This window comes from Psychrobacter cibarius, from assembly GCA_030686115.1.
Classification (GTDB): domain Bacteria; phylum Pseudomonadota; class Gammaproteobacteria; order Pseudomonadales; family Moraxellaceae; genus Psychrobacter; species Psychrobacter cibarius_C.
Window position 1 is genome coordinate 1100003 of the sequence record CP131612.1, and the last position, 12866, is coordinate 1112868.

At 40.7% G+C, this 12866-nt stretch carries 12 protein-coding genes; 8 read left to right on the forward strand and 4 right to left on the reverse strand.

Annotated elements, in window-relative coordinates; genetic code table 11:
* The first annotated feature begins 9 nt into the window (after positions 1 to 9).
* The 5 genes from Q6344_04740 (at position 10) to Q6344_04760 (ending at position 4160) form a co-directional block, all read left to right on the forward strand.
* On the forward strand, positions 10 to 1485 hold the full coding sequence (locus Q6344_04740; GenBank protein WLG14646.1) for an SGNH/GDSL hydrolase family protein: 1476 nt from the start codon (positions 10 to 12) through the stop codon (positions 1483 to 1485).
* A gap of 51 nt (positions 1486 to 1536) precedes the next feature.
* Positions 1537 to 1929, forward strand: a complete 393-nt coding sequence (locus Q6344_04745; protein ID WLG14647.1) for a hypothetical protein — start codon at positions 1537 to 1539, stop codon at positions 1927 to 1929.
* A gap of 64 nt (positions 1930 to 1993) precedes the next feature.
* A complete protein-coding gene (locus Q6344_04750; protein ID WLG14648.1) occupies positions 1994 to 2488 on the forward strand; it encodes a glycosyl hydrolase 108 family protein in 495 nt (164 codons plus the stop codon).
* A gap of 383 nt (positions 2489 to 2871) precedes the next feature.
* Positions 2872 to 3420, forward strand: coding sequence for an integrase arm-type DNA-binding domain-containing protein (locus Q6344_04755; protein ID WLG14649.1), 549 nt, complete (start codon positions 2872 to 2874; stop codon positions 3418 to 3420).
* A gap of 302 nt (positions 3421 to 3722) precedes the next feature.
* A complete protein-coding gene (locus Q6344_04760) occupies positions 3723 to 4160 on the forward strand; it encodes an integrase core domain-containing protein (GenBank protein WLG14650.1) in 438 nt (145 codons plus the stop codon).
* A 45-nt stretch (positions 4161 to 4205) separates the two neighbouring features.
* Here the strand turns inward: Q6344_04760 and Q6344_04765 are convergent, their stop codons facing one another.
* The 4 genes from Q6344_04765 to Q6344_04780 are packed head-to-tail and all read right to left on the reverse strand — an operon-like array spanning position 4206 to position 10867.
* Complete coding sequence (locus Q6344_04765) at positions 4206 to 4910, reverse strand: hypothetical protein (GenBank protein ID WLG14651.1); 705 nt, start codon at positions 4908 to 4910, stop codon at positions 4206 to 4208.
* Positions 4876 to 7227 (reverse strand): hypothetical protein, encoded by a 2352-nt coding sequence (locus Q6344_04770; protein WLG14652.1) that lies wholly within the window; start codon positions 7225 to 7227, stop codon positions 4876 to 4878. Before Q6344_04770 ends, Q6344_04765 begins: the two co-directional genes overlap by 35 nt.
* Before the next feature lies 1 nt (position 7228).
* Positions 7229 to 7816: a hypothetical protein gene (locus Q6344_04775; protein WLG14653.1), complete on the reverse strand. Its 588-nt coding sequence runs from the start codon at positions 7814 to 7816 to the stop codon at positions 7229 to 7231.
* Between the two features lie 51 nt (positions 7817 to 7867).
* Complete coding sequence (locus tag Q6344_04780; protein ID WLG14654.1) at positions 7868 to 10867, reverse strand: contractile injection system protein, VgrG/Pvc8 family; 3000 nt, start codon at positions 10865 to 10867, stop codon at positions 7868 to 7870.
* Between the two features lie 215 nt (positions 10868 to 11082).
* Between Q6344_04780 and Q6344_04785 the strand changes: the two genes are divergently transcribed.
* From Q6344_04785 to tssB, 3 genes are all read left to right on the forward strand, one after another.
* Positions 11083 to 11529 (forward strand): hypothetical protein, encoded by a 447-nt coding sequence (locus Q6344_04785; protein ID WLG14655.1) that lies wholly within the window; start codon positions 11083 to 11085, stop codon positions 11527 to 11529.
* Between the two features lie 61 nt (positions 11530 to 11590).
* A complete protein-coding gene (locus Q6344_04790; GenBank protein WLG14656.1) occupies positions 11591 to 12331 on the forward strand; it encodes a hypothetical protein in 741 nt (246 codons plus the stop codon).
* A gap of 21 nt (positions 12332 to 12352) precedes the next feature.
* Complete coding sequence (tssB, locus tag Q6344_04795) at positions 12353 to 12865, forward strand: type VI secretion system contractile sheath small subunit (GenBank protein ID WLG14657.1); 513 nt, start codon at positions 12353 to 12355, stop codon at positions 12863 to 12865.
* Position 12866: the final 1 nt, after the last annotated feature.

Consider the following 12866-nt stretch of genomic DNA (forward strand, 5'->3'; position numbering starts at 1 on the left):
GGAAAAGAAATGGCTGAGCCGATTACGATACAAAAATTGCTTGACGCGAGCATAGATAGCGACACTCTAGGGGAGTTTGCAAATGAAGATAAAATTGTCATAAGCCGATCGGGGTTAGATTACCCATCTGCGCCAATGGCATCAAGAATGGTTGTGGAAAATGGTTTGCTTGGTGCTACGCCATTCACTACCTATGCGGCGATGACCGCTAGCGCCTTGACGTCTGATAGTTATGCGATAGTAACTAATGATGCAAACGCTATGATTAACGGATTTTACGAGAAAGTTGGTAGTACATGGGTTTATCTCAAGTGGAATCCGTCGGCTCAAGCTAAGATAGAGACAGCTGATGCAATAAAAAAATCAGACTTAAGCGCAGATGATAACTACAAACCCAACATCGCAACGCATGAGGTAGCTGGATTTTATGTTGGAGCGGGCGGTACAAGTCTTGGGAAATTAGTACCTTTATCTAACTCTGCAATACAAGTTTTTGCGGTTATACCTAATCAAACATACGCAATATACTCAACTAATTTTGCTGCAAATTTATTTAAAATAGGTGTTGCAATAACTGGGGACGTGCAACCAACAAAACAAACCACGGTTTTAACACTGATAGATACAGTAGACCCCTTGGTTAAAAACTTTACAGTACCGAGTGGTATGTTTTTTGCTTTTGCAACAACCCACATACAGTCTCTTAATTTTGATGTGCGTGCCGATTTTTATGTTAACGAGGGTACGACATCAACGCATGACATTGAAAAAACAGCAGATAAAATTGGCGATACACAGCTGCGAGATTCGCTTGCGCAGAAACGAATCGACAATCTCGACTCATCCTTAAGAGGTAAAAAGTGGGCGGTAATTGGCGACAGCATTACAGCTAAAAACTTTAGAGCAAATAACAATTACCATGATTTTATCAAGGCTGATGTTGGCGATTTAACAGTATATAACTATGGCATAAGTAGCACGGGTTACTTTGATCGTAATAACATGGTTAGCACAATAATAGAAACCGACATTGATATTGTTACAGTATTTCTAGGGACTAACGACTGGGGTTTGACGAGCGCTGCAAGCAACAAACCATTGGGTGTATTTCTGGAAACAGGAACAACAACTGTTAGCGGTTGTGTAAACACCTTGTTCACGGCACTGCTTAATAAATTTCCCACTAAAAAAATAGCTATACTCACACCATTGCCACGTTTAGAAAACTGGGGCAGTGATGCGGAAAGCAACAATAAAGGGTATACGTTAGAGCAACTTTGTAATCTAATTAAGCAGTACGCAGCACATTACTCACTACCTTGCTTAGATTTATATCATGGCAGCAATCTAACGGTATGGGTAGCGGCAGGAAATGCATATTACTTCACAGCACCAGCGAGCAGCACGCCGGATGGTCTGCATCCAAACGACGCAGGACACAGGGTTATTGCCGATAAAGTCAAAGCGTTTCTGGAGTCTATTTAACACACCGCCAATTAAGGCGGTTTTTTTACGACTAAAATTTGAGGGGGCGTTATGCCACAGAACACACCGTTTTTAGAACTCATCATACTAAAGTTGATGGTATTCCTACCTAAAGTTTTTGCAGCCGTGATTGGTGCAATATTTGGATTGATGCTATCAGGCGACATCGGCAAAGACGGTAAGATACAAGTGAATATGTCAGTGATAGTCAAGTTTACTATCGCTGTCACAATCTCGCTGTTTGGCGGGGCAGCGCATATCGAATTTATGGGCTACCAAGATTATAGCGTTATGACACAGGGCGCAATCATGCTCGTCTGGGCAGTGTTCGGTATGTTAGCCATCGGCATTGTTTATCAAGCCGTAGCCTTATGGCAGGGTAAGACGATTGCTGAAGTAATCAAAGAAGTTAAAGACGCAGCGTTTGCGATCTTTGGCAAATAATTATCAACATTAAATACAACCCCTTAGTTGGGGCTTTTTTAATGTCTAAAATAAGGTAAAAGCTATGAGTGTATTCGACACGATATTCGAGCGATTAACGAAGCATGAAGGTGGTTACGTTAATCATCCTAATGATCCGGGCGGTGAAACAATGTACGGCGTTACCAAGCGTGTTGCGAATGCACATGGTTATCACGGCGACATGCGTAAGCTACCAAAGTCGCTAGCAAAAAAGATTACTGAAAATTCATACTATAAAGCAGTGAAGGGTGATCAGTTAGATAGATTAATTGCATGGCAGTTGACAGATGCAGCATATAACCATGGCAACCGACAAGCCGTTAAATTCTTGCAGCGTGCAGTTGGTGCTAGTGATGACGGTTTGATTGGTGACAGAACATTGAAGGCCGTTGCAGCAATGGATAAAAATGATGTGGTACTATTGTTTAATGCGGAACGCATTGAGTTCTACACCGGGCTGCGCGGATGGATCAGTTTTGGTAAAGGTTGGGCGAGACGAGTAGCTGGTAACTTGCGATTTGCAGCAGCAGACAATTAAGCTGTGACATGATTCTTGACAGCCTACCGTCAAACACTATCACATCTAATCACATTACATAATCGTAAGTCATTGATTTTAATAAGCCCTAGTTTGATAGCGTGTGATTGTATATGATGTAATCGGGTTCAACTCCCGCCATCTCCACCAAACAACGATAAAGGGCTGACCGTCATAGACTGTTAGCCCTTTATTTTGGGCGTTTTTCAGGTATTGAGGGTTATATAGGGGTATGGCGTCCTATATAGAATGTTGGTATTAGAGTTTATACACGCTCTCAATACCAACAAAGGATAGTCCAATGCCCTTAACTCATACCGTTATCAATAAGCTACAGCCCAGTAGCACCTCGATTCATACAAAGCGACCTGATAAACATAGTGATGGTAACGGGCTGCAATTATGGGTGCGTTAAGTCATGGATCAGCGCCTATCGCTGGCAAGGTAAGCAGCAAACCCTCACTATTGGCACTTATCCAGTAATGAGCCTCCAAAATGCACGCCAGCGCAATATTGAGATCAAACGCTTAATAGCTGATGGTGTGAACCCTAAAGACCATAAGAGAGAGCAGCAAGCCAGCCAAGACGGTTTAAATGTTTTCGATAACATAGCCCAGTCATGGTATAGCGAGCGCAAAACCTACCTAGCAGAAAGCACCTTTTCCCGTAACTATTCCGCCTATATGTGCGATGTTAAGCCTTCTATCGGTCAAAAGAACATAAACGACATTACCGCGCCTGATGTATTGGCTATTGGTAAAGCAGTAGAGAGCCGCGGCGCTAATGAAATGGCAAGGCGGACTATTAGAGAGATAGTGCAGATATTTAAGCACGCTATCCGCAATAGACTAGCCACCGACCTAGCCGAAGCCATCAAGCCACACAAAACCGTCAATCATAGTGCTTATCTACTACAGCCCCCAAGGCCTTGATACGTCAGATATTTAATGACTCAAAGCAATCAGCTGGTGCTCGCACCATTGCCGCTATTCTATGGTATCAGCACAGCGTCAGAATGACCCGCTATCTAGCAGGTAAGCTTATGAGAAGCATGGGACTGAAAAGCTGTCAGCAAAAGATGCACAAATATAAGCATGCGGATCAGATGCATAGAACCTATGAAAATATCCTAAGGCACAATTTCAGTCCAAGCATGCCTAATCAAGTCTGGACAGGAGATGTGACTTACGTTAGAGTTAAAGGTGGCTGATGCTATTTAGCGGTAGTGTTAGATTTGTTTGCACGTCGTGTCGCGGGCTTTGCTGTCTCAGACTCACCCGATAGCATACTTACCAGTAAAGCACTACAGATGGCGTATCACACGAGACTCAAACCAAATGGTGTGCTGTTTTACTCTGGTCAAGGCACGCATTACACTAGCAAGGTATTTGCCGAATCCATTGCTAATTGTGATGATATGAAGCAAAGTATGAGTCGAAAAGGAAACTGCTGGGACAATGCGCCTACTGAACGCTTCTTTAGAAGCTTTAAAACCGAGTGGATACCAAAGGGTTGCTATGAGAATATCTTTGAAGCTAAAAGTGCCATCACTGACTATATTTGGGGCTATTATCAAACGGTGAGACCGCACAGCTTCAATAATTGTTTAACACCAATAGAACAAGAGAGACGCTACTTTAATCAAAACCTCTTATCAGATGTCCTAAATTAGTTGACCACTACAAGTAGACATAATACTATATTTTTAATATAAGAATCATTTTACATCAGGATAATCAATATCTTCACAGGTTTCGATAAGATCTGCATCTACGCGTCGATACGCATAAGCTAGTCTAACCTCCTTTAACTCATTATCCCAAATACTTAGGTGCTCAGACTCTATACTTGAACAAGTATTTAAATAATCAGAATTGTTATCAGTATTTAGATCTAATCCAATTATTTTGCCATTTTTAGTAAGGATTTTGGTATCTTCATTTTTAAACACGTAGCCGTTTGTCGTATATTGAAAGGCTTCAGAGAATATTGCTGTATGCGTGTATTCTTGACTATTAAAATATTCATTACATAAATTTATTTGATCTGGATTAACTTCAATGTTTTGAACTTTGATTATAGGTACTTCTGATGTGTCTAAATCTATAAAAACTCCTTTTTTTATATGTTCAGGATAGTTAATGCAAGCAAGCGTCTTATCATCCTCTTCTATTCCTATAGTATTGAAGCTTCCACCAATTGTATAGCTTTCACTATCTTTAAGTACAATAGTTTCTTTATTCAAGTTTTCTAGTAATACAGCAGTTTCTTCATTCACTTTTTCTTCTAATAATAAATCAGCCTCCTGATCTACTTCTTCTAATTGTGTGCAACCTGTTATGAGACTTAATAACATTAATTTAATTACTACATATTTCAGCTTCATTTTATCTTCCAGTTTGTGACCAATGCGGTTTGTCATTACTTCCATACCAAATAATTGATACTTTTTTCCCAGCAGCAACTAAATCATTAAATCCATGTATCTTATATTTGTTACCATTTAAACTAATTGTCTTACCTGAATAGTTAGTGATTGTCATATCTACTGCAAGGCCTACGTTGTGGTTAGAATTAGATGGTTTTCCAACAGGGTTACTTCCAATTCCATAAGCAGCATGCATAGCTCTAGCACCTTCAACAGCTTTACTTTTATTTCCACCATGAGTCCAATCAATATTAACACCAGGCCATGGAGGAACTTTCTCTGGACTAATTTTGCCTCGTTTTATATTAGTTGAATAATACATTAGATAAGATCTTGCATCAGGACGATATGTAGTAGAAATACGGACTGAAATGTTAGCAGCTTTCAATGCACTAATAAATTTCTTAGCATTGGACTTAAACGGTTCTAATAAGTCATCTAAGCTTGTACTTGCTTCAAACTTACTATGCCAATGTGCTCCACTAACTTCCAGCTTAGGCTTCTTAGCCTTATAGACATAAGCAACACCGTTTTTATCGCTATTAGCGATGATAGTACCTTTCTCGATTTCTTTGCCGTTCTCATGGACTAATACTTTAATGCGGATACCGACATCTGAATCATGTGTTCGACCTCTTGTACCGTCACTACCCGTTACTGACGGATTTTTACCGTATTTATCTGATTGCGTCCAATACGAGAGTCCTGATAAGGGCTTATTTGTTGCTTCATCTACAAACTTAATAGTAATTCTTGCTTTATCTGTTGTGACCTCATGCGTTGGGCCTTGTTGTGTTATTTTATCATTGCGTATAACATTACCCTTATCGACATCGCTTGTATCATTAGGATTTTGAGAAGAAGGTGAGGTATTAGATGGTACGGTATCAGAAGCGGTAGAACTTATTGAGCTGTTAGAGTCTTCGATCAGTTTATCAACGCTATATATCCATTCATTTTTACCATCGGTGACGATATTACTTGATACTTTACCTGTCGCTTGATGGATGGTTTTTATCTGCTGACCTGCTAGCGCTTTTACAGTGGTTATGCCTCTAGCATTCGCTTTTCTGATCTCAGAGGTGCGACCGCGATAGACGGTTTTGAACTCATAGTTAGGTACAGGCTTTTTGTTCTTATCAATGAATATAAGTTGTAGGGTTACCACAGGAACTTTGAGTACTTTGGTCTGTCCGTTCAAGTCGCCTGTCACTGGAAATGCCATACTGTAGATGGATTGCTTTTTACCGCCATCATCATCAAGGTAGACGCCAATAGATTGGCTAACATCAGCTTTTATACCTGATTCAATACCTGAGCTATCCGTTTTATGGGGTTTAATGTTGTTCTTGTACTCAAGATGGTAGGTTGTATTGGATAGGGGCTTACCTGTGTCGCCTTCTACTAGTTTTATGTTGAAAGTAACTTCACTTAATATATCATCGTCTTTTTCAGAAGTTGCGACTGATACTTCATTGCTTGTAGTATCATGTTGGTTTTGACTATCTCTTATATCTGTTTCATGTTTTTCTAAACTAGACTTAAAGCCATTGCCTGTATCTACTATTATTGTTGCCACAATGTCTTTGCCAGTAGGTAGAATTTTTAGATTACTACCTTTTTTATCCTTTAGATAAGTTCCATTAACTATAAATCTAACACCCATCTCTATTCGAGCAAAAAAGACGGGTAATTGTCCTTTACTGTTTGTTTTTAAGTTAGATAAGACAGGGACCTTTTTGCCAGAAGCGAATCTTATGTCAACGCTTACCCCATCCATTGACAAACCTTTATTGTCATGCAAAGTAACAAACATTTTTGAACGTTTAAATCGTAACCATTGAAAATCATCCTTTTCAGTTCCACTAATTGAAACAATTTCTTTTTTATTATCATTTACCCAAACAGGTATTTCAGTAGTATAAAGACTTGGTTGATCTCTATGGAGTTGTTTCTGAGCCTTTGGACTCCAATAAAATACAACGCCATTAGTATCATCTTTAACTTTACCTTCATAAATTGGCTGAACAGTATTAATAATATTCTTGACAATTCGACCAACTTTATCTGAGTTAAAATTGTTGGCATTAAGTTTAGTCATTGCGTTACGGTAAGGTTTAGTGTTGTGTGTGTAGGCATCAAAACCTGTTGTAGTAACGATACCATTAATAGTACTGTAATCTGTCCAATTCCCAAATCCAATTCTATTTCTTATAGAGTGGGCGATTACTTCCCAACTACGCGTGCTACTAGCACCAGCTTCACCATAAATAGTAGCTACAAAAACTTTAAACTCTTTACTATAGCTCATATTAACTCTCGCAAGCGTTTTCAATTTCGAGTGTGATTAAATTAGATTGCTTTCCGAAAGCATATAGATGTAGAGTTCCTTTATTATCAATAAATGCATCTTCTTTAAATATCTGGTGTAATGGTTCTGTATTCAGAAGTTCTTGATAATCCTCATTATCCTTATACATTGCCATATTTGAAAAATCATAGAGTAATTTATTGAAGGGTTTTTTATCACTTAAAATTCGAGAGAATACTTTATGTTCATTCCAGTCTGCATAAATGATACATTTCCTATTTTTATCGAATAAAATTTCATTGTCTTTTGTTAAGAATAAATCTTTACTTGTGATGTAATGTCCATATCCGCAAGGGCTACCACAGGATATATGGAAATAATAGAGATTATCATCAATTTTTTTTATATCACTGATTTTATTAGTATCAAATTTGACTATCTCTTTACTCTTACCTTCAAGTATACGATATACAGAACATATATCTTGTGAACAAGTCTTTATAACTGAAAAATTCTCAGCATCTTGCGCTAAGCAAAATTGTGTTATCAAACAAGTTGATAATACAGCTATTTTTGCAATATTTTTCATTTTAGCTCCATTTTCTAGCTTACTAAGAATGTTTCTTGAAAATAAAAATATTTAACAGCAGAAATCGTCATCATCGTCTTCAATATCAGAATTAGATTGTTCTCCATCAAAAGGATTAAATGAACCAATGATATCTTCCTCGTTATGTGCGTTCTCACATTGTTTAGAGAAGTAAGCGCCCTGTTCAAACACAAACTCAACCTTATCAGCCTTATCCCCAAACACTCTTAAAGTCTGACCATCTTCATCAAGCTTACCCTCAAACTCTGTTCCTTTAGAGTGATTTATCAGTTTGTAGCTAATACCTTGATCTATAAAATCTTGCGGTAACAGCTTTTTAAGATCAAATGCCTTGCTAAACAATCCCGAAGTCGGCAGAGCAATAACAGGCGCATTTATTTTTGCCCCCGCAACCAGCTCTTTCTTCACCGCCTGCACTTTAATCGTCCCCGGACATACCAGCTTAATCCCGCTGTCATCAATCGTAATGGATGCTCCTGCTGAGGTCTGCAGCTTGATCCGCTTCGGACTCGACACATTCACCTGTCCTGACTCACTACCAATCGTCATACCTTGCTGACTGTGCAATTGCATCTCACCGCCTTGTGCCTGAATACCAAGTTGCTCTCTATTGGCACTGATATGTAGACCTGACCGATCGGCTTGACCACCAACCCCAGAGAGCGAATCAATCGTATTTGCCGTCAGCGTATAATTGCCTGCCACCACATCCGACTGGGTACTGCCTGATTGTCTGACGATTGTTTTCGCCGTCCATAGGGTATTACTTGCTGACGCTAAGATACTGTCTTTACTGACCAGCATCACATCAGCAGCGCCCAATACTTCCGTATTTAGCGTCTCATCGATGATTTGCGCACTGGTTTTAAAGGTTTCTATCGTTTGGTTGGCATCGCTAAGTGCTGCCGTGGATTGCAAGTGTGCCTGCTTGGCCTCTTGAAAGGTCTCGCTCAGCTCAGCTCCTAAGCCTAATTGCCGCTGTCCTGCATCATTGACCCACGCTGACTCATGCTCGCTTTGACTATGTCTGATATCAAAGGTGGATAGCAGTACTCCAGACTCACCTGTGATTTGCAAACCATGGTCGGTGGCTAGATTAATGCCTTGACCGCTATCGCTTGATTGATGATTGCTAAAGCGATGAAGCAGTATGCCAAGCTCAAGCACATGCTCATCAGAGGCAAAGGTCGTGCTAGAAGTGATGGTTGGCGTCTCAGCATTGGCACGTGCCCCAGTATTCACTGACCACTGCAGTCCTATCTGGTTCGGCGTATCATCAAAGCTCATGGTCACTTCAGACTCAGAAGTCAGTCCATATTGAGCAATACCTGATATCCAGCCGCTGTGTCCATCATCGTCATTGATTTGCGAATGTCCGAGGCCACCACCATGCCATCTAGGAGAAGATCCGCCTTGCAAGTTATGTCTATTCGATAAGCCTGCGTCACGAGTGGTGATGTCTTTGTCATCGACATCGCCCATACCGATACCGTCATAAAGCGATCTGCTAATCACAGGACTGTCTATATCACCGTACCAATGGTTAAGCAGTACCGACTGTCCCAGCCTTGGCGCAAACTGCCAACCATGAGTGCTACCCGATGACAGCTGCAATGAGCGCAGGGGCGTGGTAGTGCCGTCATCATGAGGGCTGATGCCTGACCAGACAGGCGTAGTAATAGTTTGTTGTAGGTTGTCAGTGCTGACACTGGAGTCATAGCTAGGGGAAGCTGATAAACCTGTGTCACCAGTACGTGCTTGGGCGAGACCCGTGTAAGTGCTACTGGCAAAGGATAAAGAACTGGGATAAGGGCAATAAGGAATAGCAGCGTCAAGTAACGTCGCTGATACCCAAACCCCAGTATCGCGGGCGATGTCAAAGCCATGATCGGGTATTGAAAAGTGATTGTGATTCATTGTACGACAGTGCATATGCTGAGCAGTGCGCTGTAACCACTGTTTGATAAATATTTGATGATGGTATGAAACGCTATCGTTGTCAGGCTCAATACCGATTAAGGTAACCGCGATACAATGCGTCGATAAGCTTCCAATAGAGGGTAGGTTGTTAATACTCACTGGGCTACCGACACTTAGACCACGCAGAGCACCAGTCGCTTGATAAGTTTCGCGCTGACAGTGATTTGCAGATATCCATTGCTGTGCAAGATGAGCGGCGGCATCATCACTGTGCACGCGAGATGGTGCACCGAGTAGTAAAGTCGTGTCATCTATCGCAAGCGGTGACTCGTCTACTGCTTGTCCTTCATAAATGGTATCAGCAGCTAAGCCATCCGCTCGTACGATTACCTCATAACTGCCAAGTTGCTGCGACCTCATTTGTAGCGTATGGACACTATCTTGACCTGATTGTACGGATGACTGAGCATAACTATAGGTCAGCGGTATGAGCTCGCCTGTGTCTAAACCATCAACCAACCACCACGTACCAAGCTCATCGACGCAATTCCCTGACACCCATAAAGTCGATATACCAATATCAGCAAGCAGTCCAGTAACAAATTCATAGTCGCTGACATCCGACTGGGTGCGCATGGATAAAGGTGCCGATAAACGCGCTGACGATTCATCATCTGATGACAAAAGAGACTCAGATATTTGCCAATTTAAATCGTAATCACTAAGGATGAGGGTAATAATATCGAGCGTCGATTGATTGATAAAACTGCGGGTATGTATCGACTGTGCCAACTGCCAATCGGGGCTAACAACTTCTAAAGTATAAAAGTGTATCACGCCATCAGATTGCTGATAACGGATGCCGCGTATCAGCCCAGTACGACAGCTAGCGGTACGATCAGCGGAAAACGTGGTTAAGCATATCGGAGCATTGATTAATGATAAACAAGCGTTCGATTCGATAAAATTATAACCAAACACTAGTATGTCAATATTGTCAGATTGATTAATGCCGCTTGCACCGCAAAACGCAACAGGGTAAAAGGTGTTTATCGTTGGATTATCAGTATGAACGGTAATATTATGTAGACGATTGGTCTTAGAAGGCATAAGAAGGGTACCGTTACTGCTTATTTTATACCAAGAAAATGGCTTGAATGGGTGACTTACTAAATTATTTATTAAGAAAAGTATAGAGTTTATTGAAATATTGTCAAGTATATGTATAATCAACCTCATTGATTTTTTATGATTAATGAACTTTAGTTATATTTATTTCTTTAAAAAATCTATCCTTTTATATTTTTAGTGATGATACTGTTGTTATGAATCCTATTTATCGTACTAAACTTGCCACCGCAGGTCTGCTATCAGTCTTACTTAGCGCGTCTTTATTGACAGCGGGTTGTGGCACCACTGCTCAGAAAAATGTACAAACCACGGTCAGCAAACCAATAGTGAAGCAGTTGAGTGAGCCTTCGCTTGCCTATTTGTCAAACGGCAATCAACTTAGCAGTGAAGCGTGGATGATTATTGCCAAAAATGACTATGAAAAAAAACGCTATGCACGGGCATTGAGAGAAGCTAATGAAGCTCTAAGCGTTGATAATGAAAGACTTGACGCACGTCAGCTTGCCATGCTCTCAGCAGTTAAAGTAATGGAAAGTAATATTGATGCTTATCACGATAATAGTTTGATGAATAGTGGTGATAAGGCAACACTGAATGAAACGCTCACCAATATCACCACTTTAGTTAACGCGTCTAATTAAAATAATGTTGAGCAGGCACATGTATTTATCTCACACCAATAATGGCGAGCACCGACTTACAATGACCAGTATCAGAATCAATATTAGAGTCAGTTTTACGCTATCCAAAGCGTTTTTGGCAGGTCTGTTCATCATGGGTTCAGCAATGACTACCGCCCATAGTGAGCTTGTCATACAAGAGAAAGACCCCGGTTCTAGCATCATAAATCAATTTTCGGCACTCAAAAATGCTGATGCAAAATCACCGCAACTGCATCAACTGGTCACGGATTTGAACCAAAGAGTATCTCGTAATCCTAATGACTCGCTAGCATGGGAGATTTTGGCGCAGATTTATTCTAACAATGGCTATCATGCTTATGCTGTTTATGCAGCCAGTGAAGCCATTGATCTGGGTCAAAGCACTGCTAAGCTAAAAAAGATACTACTCAATAGCAGCGCTATCGTCTCCCAAAGCCAACTGCAATCAGATTATCTCACTGATGAAGTGGATGCAGCGTTTTTGAAGGAGTATCAGTACGCTTTAAGTAAAATATATGGTGATATCTATGGTTTCAATTACGATGAGTCTTTGCCGAAACCACCAGCGCCAGTCGTCAAGCCTAGAAGCGGTAAATCAGGCACTAAATCAAAACCTCAGCCCCACGTGTCTGTAAAAAAAGCATCGAAGTCTATTAAGAAAAAAACAGCCGTAAAAAAACCGCCACGACCACCAAAAGTTAAGCCTGTTACTAAACCTTCACCTACCAAAAAAAGTAACGCCAAATCGACTGATCCATTCAGTATATTGCGTTCAAACTAGACATTGCTGAGGTAACTTATTATGGCAAAGCAAGACAGTGTACAAAAGAAACTCGCAAAAGTACGTGCGCCTCGGGTGCATCTGACTTATGACGTTGAAGTAGGCGATGCGATCGAAACCAAGGAAATTCCTTTTGTCGTTGGCGTTTTGGGGGAGTTTTCAGGAGATTCAACCCTTGAACAACCACGCTTTAAAGACAAAAAGTTTGTCGAAGTGGACTTGGATACCTTTGATGAGGTGATGTCAGGTCTAGCACCGCGTGCGACCTTTCGAGTAAGCAATGACTTAAGTGATAAAGGCGGCGAATTCGCGGTTGATTTGGCATTCAATAGTATCAACGATTTTCGTCCTGAAGCGGTTGCTGATCAAATTGAGCCACTAAAGCAATTGGTACAAGCACGAGATCGCTTAGCAGATTTACGCAACAAAATATCAGCCAACGAAAAACTTGAAGACCTATTAGATGACGTGCTTAAAAATACTGAGCAAGTCAAAAAAATGGCGGAACAAAATCAAACCGACGGTGAGGATTAAA